Genomic DNA, 25,599 nt, shown 5'->3' on the forward strand with positions numbered 1-25,599 from the left:
GGGGTGCGCGCGCCGCGTCGGGCCGGGTCCGGCCGGTTCAGCCGGTCGTCGCCGTCGTCACCAGGGCCGTGCCGGTGCCCGTGCGGCCCGTGATGAACAGCAGCGGGTCGCCCGGGGGCGGGGTGTCGGACACGTCCAGCTCCGAGCGGGCCGCGCCGGAGCTGGAGACCAGGTCGATCTGGGCCGCCACGCCGGGCCGCACGCCCACGCGGACGTCACCCGAGCCGGTGCCCATCTGGATGCGCCCGGCGGCGGCGTCGGCGACCGTCACGTCACCGCTGCCCGTGCGGACCTGCACGTCGTCCTGCACGGCGCCCAGCCACACGTCGCCGGTGCCGGTGTAGAGCACGGTGTTGCCGCCGATCGACGAGACCTCGATGTCGCCGGAGCCGGTCTTGGCCCGCAGGCCGCCCAGCATCGGGCCCAGCCGCACCTTGCCGCTGCGCGAGTCGACCTGCGAGGACCCCTCGGCGCGGTCCGCCGTCACGTGGCCCGTGCCGGTCCGGATCTCCAGCCTGCCCGCCGGGCCCGTCACGGTCACGTCCGCCGAGTTCGACTTCACGATCACGTGCGAACCCCGCGGCGCGCGGACCACGACGTCCAGCGGCACGCCGCGCAGCGGCAGGGCCTCGGACGCCCGCACCGCCAGCCGCGACCCCGTCAGCTCGACGCGCGCGTCGCGCACCGCCTCCGCCGGGCCGGACGGCTGGGTGCGGCCACCGCCGAACTGGCCGCCGAACTGCTCGTTGGCCCAGTTCAGCAGGCCGGACAGGCCCGCGGCCCAGGGCTCGCCGCCCGCGTCCGGCTGGTGCTTCACCTCGACGTGCGCGCCGGGCTCCTCGACCAGGTGCACCCGCACCCGGCCCGCCGGCACGGACACCTCGACCTCGACGGTGCCGTCGACCTCGAAGCTCTGCTGCCGCACGACATCGGATGACTCCACGTTCCCCCTCCTCAGCCCTGGACCCAGCCGCGGACCCGGGAGCCGGAGCCGCCCGGCTGGTCCGTCGGCGGGGCCCAGCTCTTGTGGTGACCCCGCCGACCGCCGACCGCGCCCTGCACGGCCTGCGCGACGAAGGTGTTCAACGACATGCCCTGCGACGCGGCGGCCTGCTCGGCCTTCGACTTCAGCTCGTCGAGCAGGCGCAGGGTGATGCGCGTGGCGTCACCGGCGGCCGGCCGGGGAACCTCCCGGGGCTCCGGTTCGCGGTCCTCGCGGGGAGCGCCCCCGGTGACGACCACCTGCACGTCACGACCGTCCAGGCGGACGTCGACCACCAGTCCGTCCAGGGCGGCAGTGACCTCGGCGGCCAGGTCGGACAGCGCGTTCATGAGCGCCAGCCGTGCGGCCGGCTCCAGTGCGGCGGACAGCAGGGCGGCGGTGCGCCGGGTGTTGTCGTCCCCGGCGGACGCGGCCGTCGCGAGGTCCTCGCGCAGTGCGGCGATGTAAGGCGACAGGTCCATGACACCACCATGACATCACTTCCGACATCACGCAACCGACGAGTGGTGTCACGCCTGACGCAGCCGTGTGGCGGGGGACACGAGCGCTCTACCATGGGAGGTCGCCCCCCGGCCCTCGACTAGGCTCCCTGCGTTGCTTGCAGCTCCAGGGAAGGTTCGTCGTGGCTCAGACGGTGTCGCCGAAGGTGCAGTTGATCGCGAAGACGGAGTTCTTCCCCCCGGCGGACGTCCCGTGGTCCACCGACGCCGACGGCGGCGAGGCGCTCGCCGAGTTCGCGGGCCGCGCGTGCTACCAGTCGTGGACCAAGCCCAACCCGGCCACCGCCACCAACGCGGGCTACATCAAGCACATCATCGAGGTCGGCCACCTGTCCGTGCTGGAGCACGGCTCGGTCAGCTTCTACCTGACCGGCATCTCCCGCTCGCTCACCCACGAGCTGATCCGGCACCGGCACTTCTCCTACAGCCAGCTGTCCCAGCGGTACGTGCCCGAGCGCGACGCCGCCATGGTCGAGCCGGACGTCATCGCGGACGACCCCGAGCTGCACGAGATGTTCCTCAAGGCCGCGCAGGCCAGCGTCGAGGCGTACAACGAGCTGCTCAAGGGCCTGGAGGAGAAGTTCTCCGACGTGCCCAGCGCCACCCTGCGCCGCAAGCAGGCCCGCCAGGCGGCGCGCGCGGTCCTGCCCAACGCCACCGAGACCCGCGTCGTGGTGACCGGCAACTACCGCGCGTGGCGGCACTTCATCGCGATGCGCGCGACCGAGCACGCCGACGTGGAGATCCGCGCCCTGGCCGTGGAGTGCCTGCGCCAGCTCCAGAAGGCGGCGGCCAACGCGTTCGCCGACTTCGCGATCTCCGAGCTGCCCGACGGCACCGAGGTCGCCTCCAGCCCGCTGGTGACCGAGGGCTGACGTGAAGCACCTGATCGTCGACGTCCGGCCGGGGGAGTACACCGTCGCGCGGCTGCCCGCCGACGCGCCCGTCCCGGCCGGGCTGCTCGACCGGCCCGGCCTGGTCTCCGTCACCAGGACGCCCGACGAGCTGTCCGTGGTGTGCCCCGGCGAGCACGCGCCCGCCGCCGGCGCGGCCCAGCCCGGCTGGCGGCTGCTCACCGTCCGCGGCCCGCTTGAGTTCACCCTCACCGGCATCATGGCCGCGCTGTCCGGCGAGCTGGCCGCCGCGGGCGTGAGCCTGTTCGCGCTGTCCACGTACGACACCGACCACCTGCTGGTGAAGGCGGTGGACCTGGAGCGCGCCGTGCGGGCGCTGCGCGCGGCGGGCCACGAAGTCACGAAACCGTGAAACCGGATCGGGTCGCGCGGGGTCTGAGCTAGCGTTCCGCCCGTTCCTGGGGTTGGTGGCGAGGAGTGACGGTGAACAGTCCACAAGGCGTGCGACCGCGGGTCATCGCGGGCAGGTACACCCTGCTCGCCGAGCTGGGGCGCGGCGGCATGGGCGTGGTGTGGCGCGCCCAGGACACCGTGATCGGCCGCCAGGTCGCCATCAAGGAGCTGCACCTGCCCGACGGCATCGCGCACGAGGAGCGCCGGGTGCTGGAGGAGCGGGTGCTGCGCGAGGCGCGCACCGCGGGCCGCCTCAACGACCCCGCCGTGGTCACCGTGTTCGACGTGGTCGTCGAGGGCGGCATGACCTACATCGTGATGGAGCTGGTGGAGGCCGCCACGCTCTCCACGCTCATCAACGCCCAGGGCCCCATGCCGCAGGAGCGCGTCGTCTCCATCGCGGTGCAGGCGCTGTCCGCGCTGGACTCCGCGCACCAGGCGGGGGTCGTGCACCGGGACGTCAAGCCCGGCAACCTCATGATCACCCCGAACGGCCGGGTCAAGCTGACCGACTTCGGCATCGCCCAGGCCGTCGACGACCCGCGCCTGACGACCAGCGGCAGCCTCATCGGCTCGCCCGCCTACATGTCGCCGGAGCGCATCCACGGCCACGAGGCCGGGCCCGCCTCGGACCTGTGGGCGCTGGGCGCGACGCTGGCCTACGCCGTCGAGGGCGTGAGCCCCTACGAGCGCTCGTCCACCGCGTCCACCCTGCACGCGATCATGAACGAGGCGCCCCGCCTGACCAGGGCGCACGGCGTGCTCGGCGCGGTCATCACCGGCCTGCTGATGCCCGACCCGAACGCCCGCCTCACCGGCCAGCAGGCCCGCGCCATGCTCGAACGCGCCCTCGCCCAGCCCACCCCGCCCACCGGGTTCGGCGTCCCGCCCAACGCGACGGTGAACTACACGCAGCTCGCGAACGGCGCCCGGCAGGCCGTGGCGCGCAAGCCGTGGCTCAAGGGCGCGCTGATCGGCGGCGGCGCGCTGGCGGCCGTCGTGCTGCTGGTCGCGGGCGTGTTCCTCGGGCGCTGGTGGTTCACGCCGTCCAGGCCCGCCGCGATGGTCGAGACCATCAGCTTCGGCTCCGGCGGCACGATGTCCGCGAGCCAGTTCAAGATGAGCGGCCAGAAGTGCGGCGACAACTTCCTCGAACCCACCGTCACGGTCAACTACACCGAGTGCAACAAGGACCACCGGGTCGAGTTCTTCGCGGCCGGCAGCCCGTTCGGCTCCTCGGGCAAGCACGAGTACCCCGGCGAGCAGTGGCTGCGCGCCTACGCCGAGAACTTCTGCACGCTGCACTTCATGTCCGACGTCGTCCCGCTGGAGGGCAAGGTCGACAAGCTGCACTACGCCGCCGTCGTGCCCACCGAGAGCGAGTGGCAGGTCGACCCCAACGACAGCGACCTCACCCGCGAGGTCTCCTGCGTGCTGTGGAGCAAGGACAAGGCCGAGCTGTCCAGCCAGGTGACCGCCGAGTAGGTAGGTTGGTCGCATGGGTGTGGCGCGCGACGAACGCAGGCTGCTGAGCGAGCTGTTCCTCCAGGTGGGGCCGGACGCGCCCACGCTGTGCGACCCGTGGCGGAGCCGCGACCTGGCCGCGCACCTCGTGCTGCGGGAGCGCCGCCCGGACGCGGCGGCGGGCATCGTGCTCGCGCCCCTCGCCGGGCACACCAGGAGCGTGCAGGACTCGTACGCGGCGAGGCCGTGGGAGCGGTTGGTCGAGCTGGTGCGCACCGGCCCGCCCGCGCCGCTCGGCCTGGTCGACGAGGCGGTCAACGCCGTCGAGTACTTCGTGCACCACGAGGACGTGCGGCGCGCCCGCCCCCACTGGGAGCCGCGTTCACCCGATCCGGTGCGCGACGAGGTGCTGTGGAAGCGCCTGCCCGCCACCGCGAAGCTGATGTACCGCAAGAGCCCCGTGGGCGTGGTGCTGCGCCGGCCCGACGGCGAGGCCGTGGTGGCCAGGCGCGGGGCGGACCCCGTCGTGGTGACCGGCGAGGTCGGGGAACTGCTGCTGCACGTGTTCGGGCGCTCCGCCTCCCGGGTCGAGCACGACGGCGCCGACGAGGCCGTGCGGCTCGTCAAGGCCCTCGACCGGGGTGTGTAGTCGCAGCTTGCGGACGGTGACGCGGTAGATTTCGCACATGACCGCAAGTCCTTCCGCCTCACCCGGACGCCCGTTCGGCAGAGTGCTCACCGCCATGGTCACGCCGTTCGACGACCGGGGGGCGGTGGACCTCGGCAAGGCGCAGGAACTGGCCGAGCACCTGGTCCGCGGCGGCAGCGACGGGCTCGTGGTCAACGGCACCACCGGCGAGAGCCCCACCACCACCGACGCGGAGAAGGCCGACCTGCTCCGGGCCGTCGTGGAGGCGGTCGGGGACCGGGCCACCGTCGTCGCCGGCGCCGGCACCAACGACACCGCGCACAGCGCGCACCTGGCCCGCGAGGCCGAGGCGGCGGGCGCGCACGGCCTGCTCGTGGTGACGCCGTACTACTCGCGGCCGTCCCAGCGCGGCCTGCTCGCCCACTTCACGGCCGTGGCGGACGCCACCGGCCTGCCGGTCATGCTGTACGACATCCCCCCGCGCAGCGTCGTGCCCATCGAGGTGGAGACCCTGCTGCGGCTGGCGGAGCACCCGCGCGTCGTCGCGGTCAAGGACGCCAAGGGCGACCTGCACGAGGGCAGCAAGGTCATCGCGGCCACCGACCTGGCCTACTACTCCGGCGACGACCCGCTGAACCTCCCGTGGCTCTCGGTCGGGGCCGTCGGGTTCGTCAGCGTCGTCTCGCACCTCGCCGCCGACCGCCTGCGCGACATGCTCGACGCGTTCGAGTCCGGCGACGTCAAGCGCGCCACCGCGATCCACCACGCCCTGCTGCCGCTGCTGCGCCCGTTCCGCAGGATGCCCGGCGTCACCTACACGAAGGCCGCGCTGCGCCTGCGCGGGCTCGACGTGGGCGACCCGAGGCTGCCCCTCGTACCCGCATCAACCGAGGACGTCGAGGCCGTCGAGGCCGAATTGGGAGCCCACGCGTGATCAACCCGAACTCACCCCCGCCCGCACTGCCCGACGGAGGTCTGCGCGTCGTCGCACTGGGCGGCATCGGCGAGGTCGGCCGCAACATGACCGTGTTCGAGCACGCCGGGCGGCTGCTGGTCGTGGACTGCGGTGTCCTCTTCCCCGAGGACGACCAGCCCGGCGTCGACCTGATCCTGCCGGACTTCCGGGCCATCGAGGACCGCCTGGAGGACATCGAGGCCCTCGTGCTGACGCACGGCCACGAGGACCACATCGGCGCGGTGCCGTTCCTGCTGAAGCTGCGGCCCGACGTGCCCGTGGTGGGGTCGCGGTTCACCCTCGCGCTGCTCGCCGCGAAGTGCAAGGAGCACCGGCAGACGCCGCGCCTGGTGGAGATCACCGACGGCGAGCGGCGCTCGTTCGGGCCGTACGACCTGGAGTTCTTCGCGGTCAACCACTCCATCCCGGACGCCGTCGCGGTCGCCGTCCGCACGCCGGCCGGCCTGGTGCTGCACACCGGCGACATCAAGCTCGACCAGCTGCCCCTGGACGGCCGCCTGACCGACCTCGCGGGCTTCTCCCGCCTGGGCGACGAGGGCGTCGACCTGTTCCTGGTGGACTCCACCAACGCCGAGGTGCCCGGGTTCGTCGCGCCCGAGCGCGAGATCGGCCCCGTGCTGGAGAACGTCGTCCGCCAGGCCGGGCAGCGCGTCATCGTGGCCTGCTTCGCCTCCCACGTGCACCGCGTGCAGCAGGTGCTGGACGTGGCCGTGCGCTACGGGCGCCGCGTCGCCCTGGTCGGCCGGTCCATGGTCCGCAACATGGGCATCGCCGCCGAGCTGGGCTACCTCCAGGTGCCGGACGGCCTGTTCGTCGACCTCAACGAGGCCATGGACATGCCCGAGGACCGGGTCCTCTTCGTGTCCACCGGGTCCCAGGGCGAGCCGCTGTCCGCGCTGTCGCGCATGGCGCGCGGCGAGCACCGGCAGATCTCCATCCGGGCCGGCGACACCGTCGTGCTGGCGTCCTCGCTCATCCCGGGCAACGAGAACGCCGTGTTCGGCGTCGTCAACGGCCTGGCGCGGCTCGGCGCGACCGTCGTCCACCAGGGCAACGCCAAGGTCCACGTCTCCGGCCACTCGCCGGCGGGCGAGCTGCTGTTCCTCTACAACGCGGTGCGGCCGTCGAACGTGATGCCGGTGCACGGCGAGTGGCGGCACCTGCGCGCCAACGCCGCGCTGGCCGTCGCCACCGGCGTCGACCCGGAGCGGGTCGTCATCGCCGAGGACGGCGTGGTCGTGGACCTGCTCGACGGCAAGGCGGCCGTCAGCGGCAAGGTCGAGGTGGGCCACGTGTACGTCGACGGCCTGTCCGTGGGCGACGTCGGCGAGTCCACGCTGTCCGACCGGCTCGTGCTGGGCGAGGGCGGCTTCATCGCCATCACGGTGGCGATCGACTCCGCCACCGGCCGCGCGGTCGCCCCGCCGACCGTGTCCGGGCGCGGGTTCTCCGACGACCCGAAGGCGTTGGACCAGGCCATCTCCCTGGTGGAGATGGAGCTGTCCCGCACCGAGGCGGAGAACATCACCGACTCGCACCGCATCGCGCAGGCCGTGCGCCGGGTCGTCGGCCGCTGGGTCGCCGAGACCTACCGGCGGCGGCCGATGATCGTGCCGACGATCATCCCGGTGAACTGACACCTTCGAGTGGTTCCCGGCCGTTGTTGACCCGGGGTACGAGCTGCACCCCTTGGGGTGTAAACATCAACAACGGCTGGGAACCGCTGGTCAGGCGGTTCTAGCGTGCCCGCATGGAACCACGAACCTCCACCGCGCTCAGCCGTGAACTCGGCGACGCGCTCCGCCAGGCCCGCCGCCGCTCCAAGGTCAGGACGGGGGCGCTGGTCGAGCAGCTGGGCTGGTCGGTCGCCCGGATCTCCAAGCTGGAGACGGGCACCAGGGGCACCAGCCCGCTCGACATCGCCCGCTACGCCGGCTACCTGCGGCCCGAGCAGGCCGCGTTCGACCGGATCATGGCCCTGGCCCACGAAACCGACACCGGCTACCACGTCCGACCGCACGACATGGGGATGCCGGACAACCTGCGCACCCTGTACCTGCACGAGCGAACTGCCGAGACCATGCTCTGGTACGAACTCGCGGTCGTGCCGGGACTGGTCCAAACCCCCTCCTACGCCCGCGCGCTCATGGGCGATGCCCACAATGCCGAGCAAGCGGTCGGGTGGCGCATGGCCCGGCAGTCCGTCCTGGTCCAGCAGAAGCCCCCGGCGGCCGAGTTCTACCTCTACGAAGCAGCCCTCCACCGCCTCGTGGGGACTGCCCAGGTCATGTACGAGCAGATGCTGCACCTGGTCTTCCACGGCGGCATCCGCCTGGTGCCGTTCACCGCCGCGCTGCCGGTGGGGCTGTCCGGTTCGTTCGCGCACATGACCTACGCCGATCACCTGCCGGTGACCTACGTGGAGGCCGGACCGGTGTCGTTGTTCCTGGACGCGCCCGAAGCGACCGGCGCGTACGAGCGCAGTTGCGCCGCCCTGGCCGCACTAGCGCTGGCTGAGGAAGAATCGCGGACGGTGTTCGCCGAGTGGGCGGACAGGTACGACCGGCTGCGGGAGGCCCAGCGTGCGGTGGACGGCGTCGGGGTGGCGCAAGAGCAGCTATAGCGAAGGCCCCGAGGCAGCCTGCGTGGAAGTGGCGTTCGCGTCCGAAGACCTCATCGGCGTCAGGGACTCCAAGAACACCGCTCCGCAGCTCGCCTTCACCCCCGCCGCGTGGCGCGCCTTCACGCGCGCGGCACCGCTTCGGGCGTAGCCGGGGCCTTCCGCCCGCTCGCCACCTGCACCACCGCCGCGCCGGCCAGCAGCACGACCGCGCCCACCACCTGCGCCGCCGTCAGCGCCTCGCCCAGCAGCCACCAGGCCAGCACCGCCGCCACCACGACCTCCAGCAGGCCGATCACGCTCGCCGCCGACGGGGTCAGGTGGCGCATCGACAGCACCCCGGCCAGGTAGGCCACCACGGTCGCGACCAGCGCCAGCGCGAGCAGCACCAGCCAGGCCGGGCCGAGGGCCGTCGACCCGCCCAGCGGCACCGACCACGGCGGGCTGATCACCGCCAGCACCACCGCGCCGAACACCATGCCGCCCGCCAGCACGCCGTACGGGTCGCGCGCGCCGGCCCGTTCGCCCAGCAGGTAGTAGGCCGTCATGCACAGCGCCGAGCACAGCGCCGCCGCCACGCCCACCGCGTCCAGCCGGGGCGCGCGCCAGACCTCGCCGACCACCGCCAGCCCGGCCACGGCCACGCCGGTGCCCCACCACACCGCCGCCGGCAGCCGGGTGCCGCGCACGAACCGCACCCACAGCGCCACCAGCACCGGCGCGGTGAACTGGAGCAGCATCGCGATGCCCACCGGGATGCGCGACGCCGACACGAAGAACAGCAGCGGCGCCCCGACCACGCCGAACGCGCCGTAGCCGACGAGCAGGAGCCCGTCGCCGCGCCCGAACCGCAGCGCCCCCGGCCGGAACAGGCCCACGCCCACCGCCAGCACGACGGCCGCCAGCGCGATCCGGGCGCTGGTCACCTGCGCCGGCGCGGCGCCCGCCGCCATCACGGGCTTCGCCAGCACGCCGGACGTGCCGAAGGTCAACGACGACAGCAGCGCCAGCGCGGTCCCGCGCGCCCTCACGGTCGCCAGGGCGAGGACCCCGTGGTCGGCCGCGTCGGGTCGTGGAACCTGGGCTGGTCCGGTTCGTCCACGCGCAGCGGCACGAGGCCCTCCACGATCGCCCGCATGATCCGCTCGTGGGCGCGCCGCGCGTCACCCGGCCTGCCGTCCGCCAGGTCCGACAGCTCGACCGGTTTTCCGAAGTGCACCTTGAACGTCGGCCGCCGGCGCAGCCCGCGCGCGTAGGACGTCAGGTACGGCTTGGCGTCGTCCCAGCCGTTCACGTGCGTGTTGCCCCAGTAGACGGCCTCGTGCGCGCCCCACTGGCTCACCGGGACCACGGGGACGCCGCCGCTGAGCGCCAGCCGCGCCGCGCCGGTCTTGCCGCGCTCGGGCCACAGGCCGGGGTCGAGGCTGATCCGGCCCTCCGGGTACAGGGCGATCGGGTCGCCGCCGCGCTTCAGCGCCTCGACGGTCCGGTCGTACGCGGTGCCGACGTCGGCGGACGAGCGGTCCACGCGCAGGTGGCCGGACGCCCTGAGCAGCGGCCCCAGCACCGGCGCGTCGAGCAGCCCGCCCGCGAGCAGGAACCGCGGCGCGAGGCCGATCCGCCGGCAGGCCGCGATGAGCACGAAGGGGTCGAGGTTGCCGATGTGGTTGGACGCGAGCAGCAGGGGACGGCCCCTCAGGTCCGCCGGGACGTCGCCGGTGACTTCGAGTCGTCCGCTCAACGCCACGACCCCTTGGTCGACGGCGGTCAGCACGCGCCACAGCAGTGGTGTGGGCACAGCGGGCAGGCTACGGCGTGTCGAGGTGTCGGCGCACCGGGTTCGGGGCAACCATGGACGTCCGGCGGCGCACGTCACGTCCCTCGTGACGGCTGTGGCTGGTGGGATCAGGGGGACTACGGTAAGGGCATGGCCGGCCGAACTGGGACATCGCGCAAGGGCACGACCCGCAGCTCGGGCTCGACGGGGTCGAAGTCCCGGTCGAGCGCGTCCCGGTCCACCGCGAAGCGGGCCCCCGCCAAGGCACCGGCCAAGGCCCCCGCGAAGAGGGCCCCCGCCAAGCGCGCGCCCGCGAGGCGTTCCCCGGCGCGGAGATCGGGCCCGTCGCCGGTCGGCCGGGCGTGGGGCGTCGTCGGGCGCGGCGTGGGTTCGGTGGTCCGCGCGGTCGGCCGCGGCAAGGAGCTGGACCCCGAGCACCGCCGCGACGGCCTGGGGCTGCTGCTCATCGCGCTGGCCCTGGTCACCGCCGCCGGCGTGTGGTGGCGGGCGGGCGGCCCGGTCGGCCAGTGGGTCGACGTGGCGGTCCGCAGCTCGATCGGCGGTCCGGCCGTGATCCTGCCCGTGGTGCTGCTGGCGGTCGGCGTGGCGCTCATGCGCACCGACGCGAACCCCGAGGCCCGGCCCCGCCTGTGGATCGGCACGATCCTCGTCCTGGTCGGCTTCCTCGGCATGTTCCACCTCGTCGGCGGCCTGCCGATGGACCCGGTCGCGCGCCGCGACGCCGGTGGCGCGCTCGGCTACCTGGCGGGCGGGTTCCTCGCCCAGGGGCTCACGCCGTGGGTCGCCGGACCGCTGCTGGTGCTGATCTTCGCCTACGGCGTGCTGCTGCTGGTGCACGTGCCGATCCGCGACGTGCCGTCCAGGCTGGGCAACCTGCTGCACCGGCGCGCGGAGGACCGGCTTGACGGGTTCGCCGACGTCGACGACGACCTGCACGACGATTTCCGCGACGACCTCCGCGACGACGAGGCGGAGGAGGAGCCGAAGCCCGCCAAGCTGCGCCGCCCGTCGCGCAACCGCCGCCAGACCGCCGCCTCGGACCTCGCGCCCCTGGAGGAGGTCGAACCGCCGCTCGACGAGGAGGAGCCCCGGCTCCCCCCGCCGCCGCCCCCGCCGTCCCGGCCGGCCCCGAAGATCAAGGCCAAGGCGGAGCCCGAGCCGACGCCGCGCGACACCGGGATGGCCGTCCGCGCCGTCGAGGGCGACTACAAGCTGCCGCCGCCCACCATCCTCAAGGACGGCGACGCGCCGAAGGCCCGCAGCAGGGCCAACGACCAGATGATCGAGGCCATCACCGGCGTCCTCGACCAGTTCTCCATCGACGCGCAGGTCACCGGTTTCACCCGCGGCCCGACGGTCACCCGCTACGAGGTCGAGCTGGGCCCCGGCGTGAAGGTCGAGAAGATCACCGCGCTGACCAAGAACATCGCCTACGCCGTGGCCACCGACAACGTGCGGCTGCTCGCCCCGATCCCCGGCAAGTCCGCCGTGGGCATCGAGGTGCCCAACAGCGACCGCGAGATGGTGCGGCTGGGCGACGTGCTGCGCGCGCCGTCCACGGTCAAGGACAACCACCCGATGGTCATCGGCCTGGGCAAGGACATCGAGGGCCACTTCGTCACCGCGAACCTGACCAAGATGCCGCACCTGCTGGTCGCCGGCTCCACGGGTTCCGGCAAGTCGAGCTTCGTGAACTCGATGCTGGTGTCCCTGCTGGCGCGGGCCACGCCGGACGAGGTCCGGATGATCCTGATCGACCCGAAGATGGTCGAGCTGACGCCGTACGAGGGCATCCCGCACCTGATCACGCCCATCATCACCCAGCCGAAGAAGGCCGCCGCCGCGCTGGCCTGGCTGGTCGAGGAGATGGAGCAGCGCTACCAGGACATGCAGGTCAACCGGGTGCGGCACATCGACGACTTCAACCGCAAGGTGAAGTCGGGCGAGATCAGCGCGCCGCCCGGCAGCGAGCGCGAGTACCGGCCGTACCCGTACATCATGGCGATCGTCGACGAGCTGGCCGACCTGATGATGACCGCGCCGCGCGACGTCGAGGACGCCATCGTGCGGATCACGCAGAAGGCGCGCGCGGCGGGCATCCACCTGGTGCTGGCGACGCAGCGGCCGTCCGTGGACGTGGTGACGGGCCTGATCAAGACCAACGTCCCGTCGCGGCTGGCGTTCGCCACGTCGTCGCTGACCGACTCGCGCGTCATCCTCGACCAGCCCGGCGCGGAGAAGCTGATCGGCATGGGCGACGGCCTGTACCTGCCGATGGGCGCCTCGAAGCCGGTGCGCGTGCAGGGCGCGTTCGTCGGCGACGAGGAGATCGCCGAGATCGTCGACTTCACCAAGAACCAGGCGCAGCCCGAGTACACGGACGGCGTCACGGCGGCGAAGGCGGGCGAGAAGAAGGAGATCGACGCCGACATCGGCGACGACCTGGAGCTGCTGATCCAGGCGGCCGAGCTGATCGTCACCTCGCAGTTCGGCTCCACGTCCATGCTCCAGCGCAAGCTGCGGGTGGGCTTCGCCAAGGCGGGCCGGTTGATGGACCTGCTGGAGACGCGCGGCGTGGTCGGCCCGTCGGAGGGCTCGAAGGCCCGCGAGGTGCTGATCAAGCCGGACGAGCTGGACTCGGTCGTCTACCTGATCCGCGGCGGCGGTGGCGGGGGACCGGCGGAGGACGAGGACTGACGGCCGTCCCGGAGGACGTGCGGCACGCGCGCGACGTGCCGGGGTGGGGCGGGGGTCCCCGTCGCGGGAACCCCCGCCCCCCGGCTCAGCTCGCGCCGAACTCGCGCACCGCCTGGTAGTACAGGTCCGCGGTGCGGTTGCACGACCAGTTGCCCGCGCACTGGTTGTAGAGGTCGGTCCTGAAGTTGTTGTCGATCCGCAGGCGCGTGGTCTCGGTGAACCGGCCCTGCCGCTTGTAGTTGCGGTAGCCGAAGTCGTGCCGGTGGCAGGCCGGCAGGAACTTGAAGCCGAACGGGTTGTCCGGCGACCACGAGCAGCCGTCGGACGACCAGTCGAGCTGGTCGCTGTAGGGGCGCTGGGCGCGCAGGCTGCTGAACTGGGACAGGGACTTGGTGAAGAGGTAGTCGTCGGTCACCGCCGGGGCGTTGATGGCGGCCTGGCCGACACCGGCCCCCGCCAGCAGGGCGAGCGAGGCGACCACGACGGCGAACGCGTTGCGCAGGGTTTTCGCGAGCACTGTTCTTCCCCTCGTTACACGGGTTTCACGAGGGTTCTTACCGGCTCGCGGCGGTCGGCACAGCCCCGATCAGCCCCTACGCCACCTCCGGGTGGGGGGTCCGGCCGCCGCGCTGCCCGTACTCGTCCGGTGCCCGGCCCGCCACCCCGTCGGCGCGTCCCGGCCGGACCGCCGAGGGCGCGGTCACGCCGCCCGCCTGCGGTAGTGCTCCGCCACCCACGGCCCGGCCAGGCCCGCCGCCAGCACGTACCCGAACGCCGCGACCCCCACCGCGGGGCCCAGCAGCACGGCCGTCGACGGCACCAGCAGCCACTCGGCGGTGAACAGCAGCGCCCAGAACACCGAGCGCTTCACCCCCGGGCGGACCGGGTGCCGGCCGGTCGAGCGGTCGTAGCGGTATCCCGCACGCAGTCCCACGACCGCGCCGCACAGCGCGATCACCGCGCCGGTTCGTCGTGGTCGTCGCCCCGGTCGAGGAACCGCCGGATCGTCGGCTCGTCGGGCAGCTCGTCCACGTCGGTCTCGACGAGGCGCTCGGCGATGGCCACGGGTTCCTCGACCCAGGCGGGCCGGAAGGCGTCGTTCGGCACGAGCCGGTGGCGGCGCGCGAACTCCTCGGCGGCGTCCCGGATGGACTCGCGCAGGGTGCCGACCACGACCGTCTCGGCGGTGTAGGTCAGCTCCACGAGCAGCGCGCGCATCCGGTCGAGCTGGTCGTCCTCGGCCGCGCCGTCCGCGAGGGTCGGCCACAGCCGCCGCTCGAAGATCGCCACGAAGTCGGCGGCGATGCCGTCGGTGGCCCGGCGCAGGCGCTCGAACTGGTCGAGCACGTCGTCGGAGGGGACGCTGAGCCCGGCGAGCCTGCTGCCCGCCTCCAGCGCCCACCGCCGGGCGTGCGGCCACCCGCGCCGCCAGCGGAGCAGGCCCAGCTGCACGGCGCGGAGGAGGAGGCGCGGGCGGACGTCGCCCATCGGGACGAGCCGGCTGATGTCGCGCACCCGGACCCGCACCCAGTCGTCCGGGCCCTCGGCGTCGCCGACGCCGAGCACCTGGGCGACGCTGGCGCCCTTCTCGCGGGCCTTGACCAGCTCGGCGATGGCGGGCAGCGAGAAGCCGCGCGACTGGAGCCGCTGGACGAGGGTCAGCCTCTCCAGGTGCGACGCGTCGTAGTGGGCGACGCGGCCCTGCCGGCGGGGCGGGTGCAGCACGCCCTTGGTCTGGTACATGCGGATGGTGCTGCCGGGCAGGCCGACCCGGACCGCCAGCTCGTCGACCGTCATCTGCTCCACGGCGCCGATCCTGGTGGGTCAGCGCTCATCGAGTCAAGACTGTTCGAGTTTTCGCTCGAACAGTCAGAGGTGGAGCAGCATCCGCGAGTTGCCGAGCGTGTTCGGCTTGACGTAGGACAGGTCGAGGAACTCCGCGACGCCCTCGTCGGCCGACCGCATGATCTCCTCGTAGACCTCGGGCGACACCGGCGTCCCGTCGATCTCCACGAACCCGTGCCGCCCGAAGAACGCGGTCTCGAACGTCAGCACGAAGATCCGCCGCAGCTGGAGCTCGCGCGCCGTCTCGACCAGCCGGGTCACGATCCGGTGCCCGATCCCGCGCCCGCCCTGCGCCGGGTCCACCGCGACCGTGCGGATCTCGGCCAGGTCCTCCCACAGCACGTGCAGCGCGCCGCACCCGAGGACCACCCCGTCCTCCTCGGCGACCCAGAACTCCTGGATGTCCTCGAACAGCGTCACGAGCGGCTTGGAGAGCAGCACCTTGCCCGCGTACTGGTCGATGAGGGCCTTCATCGCCCGCACGTCACCGGTGCGGGCCCGACGCACGTTGATCGGGTCGTCCACGGTGCAACGGTAGGCCAACCCGCCCGGGTGCGGCGCTCAGGTCTCGCCCGTCCCCGCCCCGGGGGCCGTCGTGGTGATCCAGTGCGCACCCCCACCACCGGGCCGGCAGGAACGCGCGCCGGCGCCGGTTACGCTGAGCACCGTGTCTTCCCCCACCACGACCAAGCGCGTCGCCATGCTGACCCTCGGGTGCGCCCGCAACGAAGTCGACTCCGAGGAACTCGCCGGACGGCTCACCGCCGGCGGCTGGGAGCTGGTCGACGACGACGCCGACGTGGTGGTGGTCAACACGTGCGGCTTCGTCGAGTCCGCCAAGAAGGACTCGGTCGACACCCTCCTCGCCGCCTCCGACAGCGGCGCGAAGGTCGTCGCCGTCGGCTGCATGGCCGAGCGCTACGGCACCGAGCTGGCCGACAGCCTGCCCGAGGCGAACGCCGTCCTCGGCTTCGACCACTACGCGAACCTCGCCGACCGGCTGGACGACGTGGTGGCCGGCCGGACCGTCGAGTCGCACAAGCCCGTGGACCGCCGCACGCTGCTGCCGCTGACGCCCGTGCAGCGCCCGAAGGCGGCCGAGGAGGTCCAGGTGCCCGGCCACGGCTGGGGGCCGCGCGTGCTGCGCACCCGGCTGGCGGACACGCCCGTCGCGCCGCTCAAGATCGCCTCCGGCTGCGACCGGCGCTGCTCGTTCTGCGCGATCCCGTCCTTCCGCGGCGCGTTCGTGTCCCGCCACCCCGACGAGGTGGTGGCCGAGGCGGCGTGGCTGGCCGAGCAGGGCGTGCGCGAGGTGTTCCTGGTCTCCGAGAACTCCACCTCCTACGCCAAGGACCTGCCGCGCGAGCTGGGCGGCCTGGAGCAGCTGCTGGCCCGGCTCGCCGCCGTCCCCGGCATCGACCGCGTGCGGGTGTCCTACCTCCAGCCCGCCGAGACCAAGCCGTCGCTGGTGCGCGCCATCGCGACCACCGAGGGCGTGGCCGACTACTTCGACATGTCGTTCCAGCACTCCAGCGAGCCGGTGCTGCGCCGGATGCGCCGGTTCGGCAACACCGAGTCCTTCCTCGGGCTGGTCGAGCAGATCCGCGCGCTGGCCCCGCGGGCCGGCATCCGCAGCAACGTCATCGTCGGCTTCCCCGGCGAGACCGAGGAGGACGTGGCCGAGCTGGAGCGCTTCCTCACCGAGGCGCGCCTGGACGCGGTCGGCGTGTTCGGCTACTCCGACGAGGACGGCACCGAGGCCGAGGGCCTGGGCGGCAAGCTCGACGCGGACACCATCGCCGAGCGGGTCGCCCGCGTCTCCAACCTGGTCGAGGAGCTGACCTCGCAGCGCGCCGAGGACCGCGTCGGCGACGAGGTCGTCGTCCTGGTCGAGACCGCGGAGGACGACGAGAACGACTGCCTCGGCCGCGCCGCGCACCAGGCGCCCGAGGTCGACGGCGAGTGCGTGATCGCCGACGGGCAGGACCTGCGGGTCGGCGACCTGGTCCGGTGCCGAGTGGACGCCGCCGAGGGCGTCGACCTGGTGGTGTCCGTGATCGAGGTGCTCCCGAGGTGACCGAACCCGCGCGCGTGCCGGTGCTGAACATCGCCAACGTGCTGACGATGTCCCGGCTGGTGCTCGTGCCGGTGTTCCTCTACCTGCTGTTCGCCGACGGCGGCGGCGAGCCCGTGTGGCGGCTGTGGGCGTTCGCCGTGTTCGCCGTCGCCTCGGTGACCGACCACGTCGACGGCAACCTCGCCCGCAAGCTCGGCCTGATCACCGACTTCGGCAAGATCGCCGACCCCATCGCGGACAAGGCGCTCACCGGCGCCGCGCTCGTGGGGCTCAGCCTGCTCGGCGAGCTGCCGTGGTGGGTGACGGTCGTCATCGCGGTGCGCGAGCTGGGCGTCACGCTGCTGCGGTTCTGGGTGATCCGCCACGGCGTGATCCCGGCCAGCCGGGGCGGCAAGGCCAAGACGCTCGTGCAGGTCCTCGCGATCGGCCTCTACCTGCTGCCGCTGCCCGCCTGGCTGGAGCCGCTGGCCGTGGGCTCGATGGGCCTGGCGGTCGTGCTGACGGTCGTCACGGGCGTCGACTACGTGATCCGCGCGTTCCGCCTGCGGGCGCGCGGCAAGCGGGCGGTGGCGGGGGCGTGAGGTTCCCGCCGGCCGAGGACGTCGTGCGCGCCCTGCGGGAGCGCGGGGAGACCGTCGCCACCGCCGAGTCGCTCACCGCGGGCCTGGTCACGGCGGCGCTCACCGCGGTGCCCGGTGCCAGCGCCGTCGTGCGCGGCGGGCTCGTCGTCTACGCCACGGACCTCAAGCACTCGCTCGCGGGCGTGGCCGCGGACCTGCTCGCCGAGCACGGCGCGGTTCACCCGGAAGTGGCACGGCAGCTCGCCGCGGGCGCGCGGGAGCGGTGCGGCGCGACCTGGGGCCTCGGCCTGACCGGCGTGGCCGGCCCCGACCCGCAGGACGGCGCGCCGCCCGGCACCGTCCACCTCGGTTTGTCCGGTCCGCCCGGTTCTTTCACGCGAACGCTCACTCTGGGTGGTGACAGGCACGAAATCCGCGCCCGGTCCGCCGAGGGGGCCCTCGATCTCCTCCGCGTCCACCTCAAGATCCCGGTCGGGTGACCTGAGCTGCGGCTTCGCGCGGAAATCCGCTCGGCCGCGCGGGAACTTCCGCGGGTGTTCACCCGTTCACCCTTAGCGGACGTGTCATGAAGTCACTGCCCGTCGACGGGACGGGTCGGTAACGTGGTGGCACGGCCGGCCGGAAGGAGGCGCGCGATGACCGTGCTGCTACGCGAGGCGATCGGTGATCGGCTCCGCCATGCCCGCACCACCCAACGCCGCACGCTGCGCGAGGTCTCCAGGACCGCCCGCGTCAGCCTGGGGTACCTGTCCGAGGTGGAGCGTGGCCGCAAGGAGGCGTCCAGCGAGCTGCTGGCCGCGATCTGCGAGGCGTTGGACCTGCCCCTCTACGAACTGCTGCACCTGGTCGCGTCGGACATCGGCGCCGTCCAGCAGCCGGTGACCAGCCCCGCCGAGCTGACCGAGCGGACCGCCGCCGCCCCGGCGGGCCTGGAGGGCGGCACCATCGTGCCCGCGATGATCGGCAACGACCTGTCCGACCTGCGGCTCCAGCCCGTGCTCACGCACCGGCTGTCCACCTCCATCAGCAAGCCGCGCGGCGCGGTGGTGGCGGCGTAGCCCCAGCCAGGCGAACGAGAGCCGAGCCGGTGATCCGGCTCGGCTCTCGGCGTTGGCTGGCCACGCGGGCGTACAACGACTTGGCAACCCGCCCGGGGTCACCGCGCCCCCGCCGGCGACGGCGGGGGAGGATGACCGCGTCGACCGAAGTTTCGGGGGTGACTCAGGGTGAACCCGGATATCTCCCCCGGTCGGTGGAAGCAGCGCGCCACAACTGGAACGATGGAACCAACAACAGCACCGGGTCGTTGCCAATCACGAGCGCGAGCCAGGGACGTGCGGAGAAGGCAGGCGTAGGAGATGGCCAACCCTTTCGTGAAGGCGTGGAAGTACTTCATGGCGGCTTTTTCGTCGAAGATCGACGAGCACGCCGACCCTAAGGTGCAGATCCAGCAGGCCATCGAGGAGGCGCAGCGCCAGCACCAGGCGCTGTCGCAGCAGGCGGCGGCGGTGATCGGCAACCAGCGGCAGCTGGAGATGAAGCTGAACCGGCAGCTCGGCGAGGTGGAGAAGCTCCAGGCGTCCGCACGCCAGGCGCTCGTCCTCGCCGACGAGGCCAGGGGCAAGGGCGAGGAGCAGCGCGCGACGGAGTTCGAGAACGCCGCGCAGTCGTTCGCCACCCAGCTGGTGACCGCCGAGCAGAGCATCGAGGACCTCAAGACCCTGCACGACCAGTCGTTGCAGGCCGCGCAGCAGGCCAAGCAGGCCGTCGAGCGCAACGCGATGGTGCTCCAGGGCAAGCTGGCGGAGCGCACCAAGCTCCTCAGCCAGCTGGAGCAGGCGAAGATGCAGGAGCAGGTGTCGAACTCGCTGCGCCAGATGACCGAGCTGGCCGCGCCGAGCAACACGCCGTCGCTGGAGGAGGTCCGCGACAAGATCGAGAAGCGGTACACCACCGCCCTCGGCTCCGCGGAGCTGGCGCAGAACTCGGTGCAGGGCCGGATGCTGGAGGTCCAGCAGTCGACCACGCAGATGGCGGGCTCGTCCCGCCTGGAGCAGATCCGCGCCTCGATGGCCGGCGGCAAGGTCGCGGGCGAGGTGACCGCGGGCAAGCCGGGCAGCGCGAGCGCGAGCATCCAGCAGGAGATCCAGCAGCGGGTGCAGCAGCAGGCGCAGCCGCAGCAGACCCAGCAGATCCAGCAGCCGCCCAGCCAGGGCCAGTAGCCCCACGGGGGCTGAGAGGGGAGCGTCCGCGGTGCACCCAGCTCGGAAGGTGACCGGTGAGATCGCCCAGATCGTCGGTGGCCAGCTCCAGGGGCCGATCGCGGACCAGGTCAAGCGGCGCATAGCCGCGTGGAACGACCCGCGCGCCAAGCTCGACCGGCAGTACCGCCGGTCGGGCCGCGTGCTCACCTTCTGGCTCATCGTGCTGGCGCTGCTCGCGGTGGTCGGCGTGCTCACGCTGGTGAACGCGCTGCCGGTGGCGGCGGGTGTCGGCGCGGCCCTCGGGTTCGCCGGCACCTCCGTGCTGGCGGTGCGCACGAACATGAGGATGCGCGACGTCGACCGGCGGCGGCGGCAGCTCAGCGCCGCCCCGGTCCGCACCCCGCTGCCGGGTCGCGCCTCGGCCGCGCGCCAGCCGATGGAACGGCTGGAGCAGGCCGAGGACACGCTGCGTGAGCTGCTGCGGCAGCTCGACTCGGCGGCGCTGACCTCGGTGCCCACCGAGTCGGTTGAGCAGGCGCGGGCGACCGGCGACGAGGCGGGCGCGGCGATCCGCGCCGTGTCCCACCAGCTCCAGGCCGTCGAACGCGCCCGCGACACCGCGCCCCCGCTGGACCGGGGGCCGCTCGTCGAGGGCGTGCGGCGGCTGCGCGCCCAGCTCGACGAGGGCGTGGAGGGCTACTGCGGCCTGGTCGCCGCCGCCGGCCGCGTGCTCGCCGAGAGCACCGCCACCAACCCCCGGCAGGTCCTGGGCGACGCGACCGACCACCTGGCGGGCCTGGCGTCGGCGCTGCGCGAGCTGTCCCGCTGACCGCCCCGGCGCGGCGGGCCCCCGAAGTCGTCGGCACGCGCACACGCACGGCCATCTGCACGAACACCGGTTGCATCACGTTGCGTAGCGAAGCTGGGCTGACGTTCTCGGTGCAGTGGCGTACGCTGCTGCAATAGTGTGATTATCAGACCGTTATATAGCGGCTGCCACTACGTGGCGTGGCAGTATCGCCGCGTCGGACAGGGCTGTCCGGTCTGATCGCCGGGGAGGTCGTCGAGTGGCGTTGTGGACCGTGCACGGCGATGGCCGTCCCACCGACGGCGACGCCATCGCGCCGCAGGAGCGGGTGAGCTGGCCGCTCACCATCGGCTTCGGCGCGCAGCACCTCGTCGCCATGGCCGGCGCCACGATCCTCGTCCCGGCCACGACCGGCCTGCCGGTCTCCACCACGCTGCTGTTCTCCGGCGTCGGCACCCTCATCTTCCTGGTGCTCACCCGCAACCGGGTGCCCAGCTACCTCGGCGCGTCCTTCGCGTTCATCGCCCCGCTGTCCGCCGCCCGCGACGAGGGCATCGCCGCGCAGCTCGGCGGCGTCCTCGCGGCCGGCCTGCTGGTGGTGATCATCGGCGTCGCGGTCAAGGCGCTGGGCGTGCGGATGCTGGAGTCGGTGATGCCACCGGTCGTGACGGGCGCCGTGGTCGTCCTGATCGGCCTGAACCTGTCGCACCGCGCCACCGGCTCGTTCGCCGAGCAGCCGCTGCCCGCCGTGGTGACGATGGGCATCATCCTGCTGTGCGGCGTGCTGGGCCGCGGCACGTCCTTCCGGTTCTCGGTGCTGATCGGCGTGGTCGTCGGGTGGGCCCTCGGCTTCTGGCTCGGCCTGGTCGACACGGCCGCGGTGGCCCGCGCCGCCTGGGTGGGCCTGCCCGTGTTCCACTCGCCCGAGCTGAGGCCCTCGGTGACCCTGCTCGTGCTGCCGGTGGTGATCGTGCTGGTCGCGGAGAACGTGGGTCACGTGAAGGCCGTCGGCGCGCTGACCGGCCGCGACCTCGACGGCAGCATCGGCGACTCGATCATCGCCAACGGCCTGTCCACCGCGCTCGCGGGCGTCGGCGGCGGGCCGGGCACCACCACGTACTCGGAGAACATCGGCGTGATGGGCGTGACCAAGGTCTACTCGACGGCCGCGTACGCGGTCACCGGGGTGGCCGCGGTGCTGCTGGCGTTCTCGCCGAAGGCCGCGGCGCTGCTCGCGACCGTGCCGCAGGGCGTGGTCGGCGGGGCGACGCTCGTGCTGTTCGGCCTGATCAGCCTGGTCGGCGTGCGGATCTGGATGGACAACCGGGTCGACCTGACCAACCCCGGCAACGCCCTGGTCGGCGGCGCGGCGCTGGTGGCGGGCGTCGGCGACCTGACCCTGCGGCTGGGCGACATGCAGCTGGGCGGCCTGGTGTGGGGCTCGCTGCTGGTCGTGATCCTGCACCCGGTGCTGCGCCGGCTCGGGGCCGTGCGCAAGGGCTGAGCCGGGGCCGACCCGCCGGCTACCGGGCCAGGGCCCGGTTGATCCGGCGCACCAGGCCGGGCCCCTCGTAGATGAACCCCGTGTAGACCTGGAGCAGGCTCGCGCCCGCGTCGAGCATCCGCTCGGCGTCGTCGGCGGACGCGATGCCGCCCACGCCGATGATCGGCAGCTTCCCGTCGGTCTGCCGGGACACGAACCGCACGACCTCGCGCGCCCGCTCGGTCAGCGGTCGCCCGCTCAGCCCGCCCGCCTCGTGCGCGAGCGCCCGGTCGGCCGGCGCGAGCCCGTCGCGCGACAGCGTGGTGTTGGTCGCGATCAGGCCGCTGACGTCGTGCGCCGCGCACACCTCCAGCACCTCGCCGATGGCCTCGTCGGTCAGGTCGGGCGCGATCTTGACCAGGATCGGCTTGCGCGGCGCCGGGCCCGCCAGCTCGCGCGCGGCCTCGTCCAGGCCGGACAGCAGCTCGGTCAGCGCGCCCCGGTCCTGGAGGCTGCGCAGGCCCGGCGTGTTGGGCGAGCTGATGTTGATCGCGAAGTAGTCGCCGTGCCGGTACAGGGCGCGCAGCGAGGCCCGGTAGTCCTCGACGGCCTCCTCGACGGGCGTCACCTTGGACTTGCCCAGGCTGATGCCCAGCGGCACGGACAGCGGGCCCAGCCGGTCCAGCCGGTCCGCCAGCGCCTGCGCGCCGTCGTTGTTGAAGCCCATCCGGTTGATGATCGCGTCGCTGCCGCGCAGCCGGAACAGCCGCGGCCCCGGGTTGCCCGGCTGCGGGTGCCGGGTGACCGTGCCGACCTCGACGAACCCGAACCCGAGCGCGCCCCACGCGGGCAGCGCCCGGCCGTTCTTGTCCAGGCCCGCGGCGAGGCCCACCGGGTTGGGGAAGGTGACGCCGAAGACGGTGCGCCGCAGCGCCGGCCGGCGCTTCACGACCTTCGCCGCGGGGCTCACCGCCGCCAGCAGGCCGAGGGTGGTCTCGTGGACCCGCTCCGCGTCACCGCCGTGCATCCGGAACAACGCCCTGCGCACCACGCTCTTGTAGACCACGGCGGTAACCCTAAGCGATCGGCCCTGGCTGGCAGCGCGGGCACCAGTACGCGGGCCGTTCGTAGACCCCTTCGCCCTGCCCGCCCACGCGCACCCGCGCGCCGCAGCGGAAGCACGGCTTGCCGGTCCGCTCGAACACCCAGTGCTGCCGGCCGCGGGCCAGCGAGCCGGTGGTGCTCTGCTCCGGCCGCCACGCGTTGGCCAGCAGCAGCCTGCGCGACAGCCGCACGGCCCCCAGCGGGTCCACGGCCGACACCGGGCTCCACGGCGAGACCTTCAGCAGGAAGCACACCTCGGCCTTGTAGAGGTTGCCCACGCCCGCGAGCACCCGCTGGTCGAGCAGCGCCACGCCCAGCTCCCGGTCCGGGTCGGCGGACAGCCGGCGCGCCGCCTCGTCCTCGGCGACCTCGTCCCAGCCGTCGCCGAGCAGGTCCGGGCCCAGGTGCCCCACCAGCCGCTCCTCCTCGCCGGTGGGCAGCAGCTCCAGGTCGTGCAGCGAGAACCCCACCACGACCCGGTCGGGCACCTCCAGCAGCGCCCGCACCTGGTGGCCGGGCCGCTTCCACTTCTCGCCCGGCCGGTACAGGTGCCACGCGCCGTCCATCCGGAAGTGGCTGTGCAGGCTCAGGTCGCCGGAGAAGCGGGTGAACAGGTGCTTGCCGACCGACCGGACGCCCAGCACCTCCCGCCCCGTCAGGTCGACCGCGGCCCACCGGGGGTGGCGCAGCTCACCGCGCAGCAGCGTGCGGCCGGACAGCGCCTCGTCCAGGCGCCGACCGGCCAGGAAGACCGTGTCACCCTCGGGCACCGCTGTCGACGGCCTCGTGGATCTCGTCGTCGTCGAAGTCCTGGTGGGCGATGCGCCGCCGGCTGCGGCTCATCCGCAGGATGCGCGCCAGCACCAGGTTGAACGCCAGCGCCACCTCGCGCGCGCCCGGCGTGCCCCACTCGTGGATCGGCATGCACGCGCCCTGCGCCTGCTGGACGGCCAGCCGGTCGGGCAGCGCCACCGGCATCACCAGCGGGCCGAAGATGTCGCGCAGCTCCTCGATGCGGAACTGGTGCTCGTGCGAGCGCGGCCGGACCCGGTTGACCACCACGCCCAGCGGCTGGAGCTCCGGGTTGTGCTCCCGCTCGGACTGCACCGCCTCGAACGCCCGCTGCACGCCCGCCACCGCGAACATCGTGGGCTCGGTCACCAGCAGTGCGCGGTCCGCCGCCACCAGCGCCGACCGGGTCAGCTGGCCCAGCGACGGCGGGCAGTCCAGCAGCACCAGCTGGTACGGCTCGTCGTCCTCCTTGAGCAGCGCGAGCGCCTCCCGCAGCTTGCCCAGCCGGGTCTCGCCGGGGTCGGGGTGGTTGAGCGACTCGGCGTCCTCGGAACCGGCCAGGACGTCCACGCCGTCGCCCCAGCCGCTGGGGGAGATGGCGTCGCGCAGGTTCTCGGCGGTCGGCTCCTGGAGGACGTCGAAGATGCTCCGGTCGGTGTCCTCGGGCTCCAGGGTCGAGGTGGCGTTGCACTGCGGGTCGAGGTCGATGACCAGCGTGCGAACGCCGCGCCGCAGCGCGGCGGACGCGAGACCGAGCGCGACCGTCGTCTTGCCCACGCCACCCTTGAGGCTGAGCACCGCCACCGTATGCACGTAGCCAGCCTACGGCCCCTAGGCTCTGGTGCCATGCGACCGGACGCCGTACAGAGGGTGCTCGACGCCGAACTGGCCGCCGCGCGCGACCGCCGGGGCGGGAAACCGCCCAGGGTGCTCGACGTGGGCGGGGGCAGCGGCGTGTGGGCCGTGCCACTGGCCCTGGCCGGGTGCTCGGTGACGGTCGTGGACCCGAGCCCGGACGCCCTCGCCACGTTGCACCGCCGCGCGGCCGAGGTGGGCGTGCTGGACCGGATCACGGCCGTCCAGGGCGACACGGACGCGCTGGAGCGCGACGCCGCCGCCGACCTCGTCCTCGGGCACGGCGTGCTGGAGGTCGTGGACGACGCGAGCGCCGCCCTGGCCGCCCTGGCCGGTGCCGCGGTGCCCGGCGGCGCGGTGTCGGTGCTGGTGGCGAACCGGTTCGCGGCTGTGCTGCACCGGGCCATCGCGGGCCGGCTGGTGGACGCCCGGCGGCTGCTGGACGACGAGTCGGGCCAGCTCACGGGCACCCGCGACCCGCTGCTGCGCCGGTTCGACGTGGCCGGGCTGGAGGCGCTGGTGCTCGCCGCCGGGCTGAAGGTGGAGCTGCTCCAGGGGCACGGCGTGGTGTCCGACCTGGTCCCGGGCGCGGTGCTGGACGCCAACCCCGGCGCGGCGGAGGCGCTGGCCGAGCTGGAGCTGGCCGCGTCCACCCGCTCGCCGCTGCGCGACGTGGCCGCGCGCCTGCACGTGATGGGCCGGAAGTCCGCCTGACCCCGGGGTGGGACGGAAGTGCGCCGCCTGTCGCAGGTCCATCGCCGCGGAGGACCCGCTCCGGAGGTGACCACCCCGGACCGCGCCCGGCACCGCGGTGGTCCCGCCCGCGGTGGTCCGAG

The 25,599-nt window shown here is 73.3% G+C and carries 28 protein-coding genes; 17 read left to right on the forward strand and 11 right to left on the reverse strand.

Annotation, left to right across the window (positions count from 1 at the left end; all coding sequences use genetic code 11):
* Positions 1–37: 37 nt before the first annotated feature.
* Both ACR807_RS02065 and ACR807_RS02070 read right to left on the reverse strand, forming a co-directional pair.
* Positions 38–943: a DUF4097 family beta strand repeat-containing protein gene (locus tag ACR807_RS02065; RefSeq protein ID WP_438919439.1), complete on the reverse strand. Its 906-nt coding sequence runs from the start codon at positions 941–943 to the stop codon at positions 38–40.
* Between the two features lie 11 nt (positions 944–954).
* Positions 955–1,464 carry a toxin-antitoxin system HicB family antitoxin gene (locus tag ACR807_RS02070; RefSeq protein ID WP_438919440.1) on the reverse strand — a complete coding sequence of 170 codons (510 nt, stop codon included), beginning with the start codon at positions 1,462–1,464 and terminating at the stop codon, positions 955–957.
* Between the two features lie 161 nt (positions 1,465–1,625).
* Between ACR807_RS02070 and thyX the strand changes: the two genes are divergently transcribed.
* The 8 genes from thyX to ACR807_RS02110 all read left to right on the forward strand — a co-directional run bounded on the left by thyX (position 1,626) and on the right by ACR807_RS02110 (position 8,670).
* Positions 1,626–2,378, forward strand: coding sequence for an FAD-dependent thymidylate synthase (thyX, locus tag ACR807_RS02075; RefSeq protein WP_438919441.1), 753 nt, complete (start codon positions 1,626–1,628; stop codon positions 2,376–2,378).
* 1 nt (position 2,379) lies between these two features.
* The gene (locus ACR807_RS02080; protein ID WP_438919442.1) at positions 2,380–2,769 is read left to right on the forward strand and encodes an ACT domain-containing protein; all 390 of its coding nucleotides are present in this window, start codon (positions 2,380–2,382) and stop codon (positions 2,767–2,769) included.
* Positions 2,770–2,840: 71 nt separating this feature from the next.
* Entirely contained in the window at positions 2,841–4,295 is a 1,455-nt protein-coding gene (locus ACR807_RS02085; RefSeq protein ID WP_438919443.1) for a serine/threonine-protein kinase, read from the forward strand.
* 13 nt (positions 4,296–4,308) lie between these two features.
* The gene (locus ACR807_RS02090; protein ID WP_438919444.1) at positions 4,309–4,923 is read left to right on the forward strand and encodes a TIGR03085 family metal-binding protein; all 615 of its coding nucleotides are present in this window, start codon (positions 4,309–4,311) and stop codon (positions 4,921–4,923) included.
* Between the two features lie 37 nt (positions 4,924–4,960).
* The gene (gene dapA, locus ACR807_RS02095) at positions 4,961–5,857 is read left to right on the forward strand and encodes a 4-hydroxy-tetrahydrodipicolinate synthase (protein WP_438919445.1); all 897 of its coding nucleotides are present in this window, start codon (positions 4,961–4,963) and stop codon (positions 5,855–5,857) included.
* Positions 5,854–7,536 carry a ribonuclease J gene (locus ACR807_RS02100; protein ID WP_438919446.1) on the forward strand — a complete coding sequence of 561 codons (1,683 nt, stop codon included), beginning with the start codon at positions 5,854–5,856 and terminating at the stop codon, positions 7,534–7,536. The genes dapA and ACR807_RS02100 overlap by 4 nt, the downstream gene beginning before the upstream one ends.
* Before the next feature lie 113 nt (positions 7,537–7,649).
* A complete protein-coding gene (locus ACR807_RS02105; protein WP_438919447.1) occupies positions 7,650–8,522 on the forward strand; it encodes a helix-turn-helix domain-containing protein in 873 nt (290 codons plus the stop codon).
* Positions 8,523–8,550: 28 nt separating this feature from the next.
* On the forward strand, positions 8,551–8,670 hold the full coding sequence (locus ACR807_RS02110) for a DUF397 domain-containing protein (protein WP_438919546.1): 120 nt from the start codon (positions 8,551–8,553) through the stop codon (positions 8,668–8,670).
* On the opposite strand, the gene ACR807_RS02115 is transcribed toward ACR807_RS02110, so the two are convergent.
* On the reverse strand, positions 8,642–9,550 hold the full coding sequence (locus tag ACR807_RS02115; protein ID WP_438919448.1) for an EamA family transporter: 909 nt from the start codon (positions 9,548–9,550) through the stop codon (positions 8,642–8,644). The genes ACR807_RS02110 and ACR807_RS02115 overlap by 29 nt on opposite strands.
* Positions 9,547–10,317 carry a lysophospholipid acyltransferase family protein gene (locus ACR807_RS02120; protein WP_438919449.1) on the reverse strand — a complete coding sequence of 257 codons (771 nt, stop codon included), beginning with the start codon at positions 10,315–10,317 and terminating at the stop codon, positions 9,547–9,549. The genes ACR807_RS02115 and ACR807_RS02120 overlap by 4 nt, the downstream gene beginning before the upstream one ends.
* A 129-nt stretch (positions 10,318–10,446) precedes the next feature.
* Here ACR807_RS02120 and ACR807_RS02125 point away from each other — a divergent pair, with 129 nt between their 5' ends.
* On the forward strand, positions 10,447–13,014 hold the full coding sequence (locus ACR807_RS02125) for a DNA translocase FtsK (RefSeq protein WP_438919450.1): 2,568 nt from the start codon (positions 10,447–10,449) through the stop codon (positions 13,012–13,014).
* An 85-nt stretch (positions 13,015–13,099) separates the two neighbouring features.
* On the opposite strand, the gene ACR807_RS02130 is transcribed toward ACR807_RS02125, so the two are convergent.
* The 4 genes from ACR807_RS02130 to ACR807_RS02145 form a co-directional block, all read right to left on the reverse strand.
* Positions 13,100–13,531 carry a phospholipase gene (locus ACR807_RS02130; protein WP_438919451.1) on the reverse strand — a complete coding sequence of 144 codons (432 nt, stop codon included), beginning with the start codon at positions 13,529–13,531 and terminating at the stop codon, positions 13,100–13,102.
* Between the two features lie 183 nt (positions 13,532–13,714).
* Complete coding sequence (locus ACR807_RS02135; RefSeq protein ID WP_438919452.1) at positions 13,715–13,972, reverse strand: hypothetical protein; 258 nt, start codon at positions 13,970–13,972, stop codon at positions 13,715–13,717.
* Complete coding sequence (locus ACR807_RS02140) at positions 13,969–14,811, reverse strand: MerR family transcriptional regulator (protein ID WP_438919547.1); 843 nt, start codon at positions 14,809–14,811, stop codon at positions 13,969–13,971. The genes ACR807_RS02135 and ACR807_RS02140 overlap by 4 nt, the downstream gene beginning before the upstream one ends.
* Positions 14,812–14,883: 72 nt before the next feature.
* Positions 14,884–15,384, reverse strand: coding sequence for an amino-acid N-acetyltransferase (locus ACR807_RS02145; protein ID WP_438919453.1), 501 nt, complete (start codon positions 15,382–15,384; stop codon positions 14,884–14,886).
* A 175-nt stretch (positions 15,385–15,559) separates the two neighbouring features.
* Between ACR807_RS02145 and rimO the strand changes: the two genes are divergently transcribed.
* The 7 genes from rimO to ACR807_RS02180 all read left to right on the forward strand — a co-directional run bounded on the left by rimO (position 15,560) and on the right by ACR807_RS02180 (position 22,033).
* On the forward strand, positions 15,560–16,936 hold the full coding sequence (gene rimO / locus ACR807_RS02150; protein WP_438919548.1) for a 30S ribosomal protein S12 methylthiotransferase RimO: 1,377 nt from the start codon (positions 15,560–15,562) through the stop codon (positions 16,934–16,936).
* The gene (gene pgsA, locus ACR807_RS02155) at positions 16,933–17,517 is read left to right on the forward strand and encodes a CDP-diacylglycerol--glycerol-3-phosphate 3-phosphatidyltransferase (RefSeq protein WP_438919454.1); all 585 of its coding nucleotides are present in this window, start codon (positions 16,933–16,935) and stop codon (positions 17,515–17,517) included. Before rimO ends, pgsA begins: the two co-directional genes overlap by 4 nt.
* Positions 17,514–17,996 (forward strand): CinA family protein, encoded by a 483-nt coding sequence (locus ACR807_RS02160; RefSeq protein WP_438919455.1) that lies wholly within the window; start codon positions 17,514–17,516, stop codon positions 17,994–17,996. Before pgsA ends, ACR807_RS02160 begins: the two co-directional genes overlap by 4 nt.
* A gap of 156 nt (positions 17,997–18,152) precedes the next feature.
* Positions 18,153–18,575, forward strand: a complete 423-nt coding sequence (locus tag ACR807_RS02165; RefSeq protein WP_438919456.1) for a helix-turn-helix domain-containing protein — start codon at positions 18,153–18,155, stop codon at positions 18,573–18,575.
* Between the two features lie 300 nt (positions 18,576–18,875).
* Entirely contained in the window at positions 18,876–19,739 is an 864-nt protein-coding gene (locus ACR807_RS02170; protein WP_438919457.1) for a PspA/IM30 family protein, read from the forward strand.
* A 31-nt stretch (positions 19,740–19,770) separates the two neighbouring features.
* Positions 19,771–20,550 (forward strand): phage shock envelope stress response protein PspM, encoded by a 780-nt coding sequence (gene pspM / locus ACR807_RS02175; RefSeq protein ID WP_438919458.1) that lies wholly within the window; start codon positions 19,771–19,773, stop codon positions 20,548–20,550.
* Between the two features lie 238 nt (positions 20,551–20,788).
* Positions 20,789–22,033, forward strand: coding sequence for a uracil-xanthine permease family protein (locus ACR807_RS02180; RefSeq protein WP_438919459.1), 1,245 nt, complete (start codon positions 20,789–20,791; stop codon positions 22,031–22,033).
* A gap of 19 nt (positions 22,034–22,052) precedes the next feature.
* On the opposite strand, the gene ACR807_RS02185 is transcribed toward ACR807_RS02180, so the two are convergent.
* The 3 genes from ACR807_RS02185 to ACR807_RS02195 are packed head-to-tail and all read right to left on the reverse strand — an operon-like array spanning position 22,053 to position 24,721.
* Positions 22,053–23,078, reverse strand: coding sequence for a quinone-dependent dihydroorotate dehydrogenase (locus ACR807_RS02185; RefSeq protein WP_438919460.1), 1,026 nt, complete (start codon positions 23,076–23,078; stop codon positions 22,053–22,055).
* 10 nt (positions 23,079–23,088) lie between these two features.
* On the reverse strand, positions 23,089–23,886 hold the full coding sequence (locus ACR807_RS02190; RefSeq protein WP_438919461.1) for a DNA-formamidopyrimidine glycosylase family protein: 798 nt from the start codon (positions 23,884–23,886) through the stop codon (positions 23,089–23,091).
* Positions 23,873–24,721, reverse strand: coding sequence for a ParA family protein (locus ACR807_RS02195; protein ID WP_438919462.1), 849 nt, complete (start codon positions 24,719–24,721; stop codon positions 23,873–23,875). The genes ACR807_RS02190 and ACR807_RS02195 overlap by 14 nt, the downstream gene beginning before the upstream one ends.
* A gap of 33 nt (positions 24,722–24,754) precedes the next feature.
* On the opposite strand from ACR807_RS02195, the gene ACR807_RS02200 reads away from it, so the two are divergent.
* The gene (locus ACR807_RS02200; protein WP_438919463.1) at positions 24,755–25,477 is read left to right on the forward strand and encodes a class I SAM-dependent methyltransferase; all 723 of its coding nucleotides are present in this window, start codon (positions 24,755–24,757) and stop codon (positions 25,475–25,477) included.
* Positions 25,478–25,599: the final 122 nt, after the last annotated feature.

It is taken from the genome of Saccharothrix sabaoui, assembly GCF_051756985.1.
GTDB lineage: Bacteria > Actinomycetota > Actinomycetes > Mycobacteriales > Pseudonocardiaceae > Actinosynnema.

Coding starts and splice junctions, on each gene's coding strand:
- dapA (WP_438919445.1), top strand. CDS start 4,961: ATGACCGCAAGTCCTTCCGCCTCACCCGGACGCCCGTTCGGCAGAGTG.
- ACR807_RS02200 (WP_438919463.1), top strand. CDS start 24,755: ATGCGACCGGACGCCGTACAGAGGGTGCTCGACGCCGAACTGGCCGCC.
- ACR807_RS02070 (WP_438919440.1), bottom strand. CDS start 1,464: ATGGACCTGTCGCCTTACATCGCCGCACTGCGCGAGGACCTCGCGACG.
- ACR807_RS02170 (WP_438919457.1), top strand. CDS start 18,876: ATGGCCAACCCTTTCGTGAAGGCGTGGAAGTACTTCATGGCGGCTTTT.
- rimO (WP_438919548.1), top strand. CDS start 15,560: ATGCTGACCCTCGGGTGCGCCCGCAACGAAGTCGACTCCGAGGAACTC.
- ACR807_RS02125 (WP_438919450.1), top strand. CDS start 10,447: ATGGCCGGCCGAACTGGGACATCGCGCAAGGGCACGACCCGCAGCTCG.
- ACR807_RS02105 (WP_438919447.1), top strand. CDS start 7,650: ATGGAACCACGAACCTCCACCGCGCTCAGCCGTGAACTCGGCGACGCG.
- ACR807_RS02140 (WP_438919547.1), bottom strand. CDS start 14,811: ATGACGGTCGACGAGCTGGCGGTCCGGGTCGGCCTGCCCGGCAGCACC.
- ACR807_RS02090 (WP_438919444.1), top strand. CDS start 4,309: ATGGGTGTGGCGCGCGACGAACGCAGGCTGCTGAGCGAGCTGTTCCTC.
- ACR807_RS02165 (WP_438919456.1), top strand. CDS start 18,153: ATGACCGTGCTGCTACGCGAGGCGATCGGTGATCGGCTCCGCCATGCC.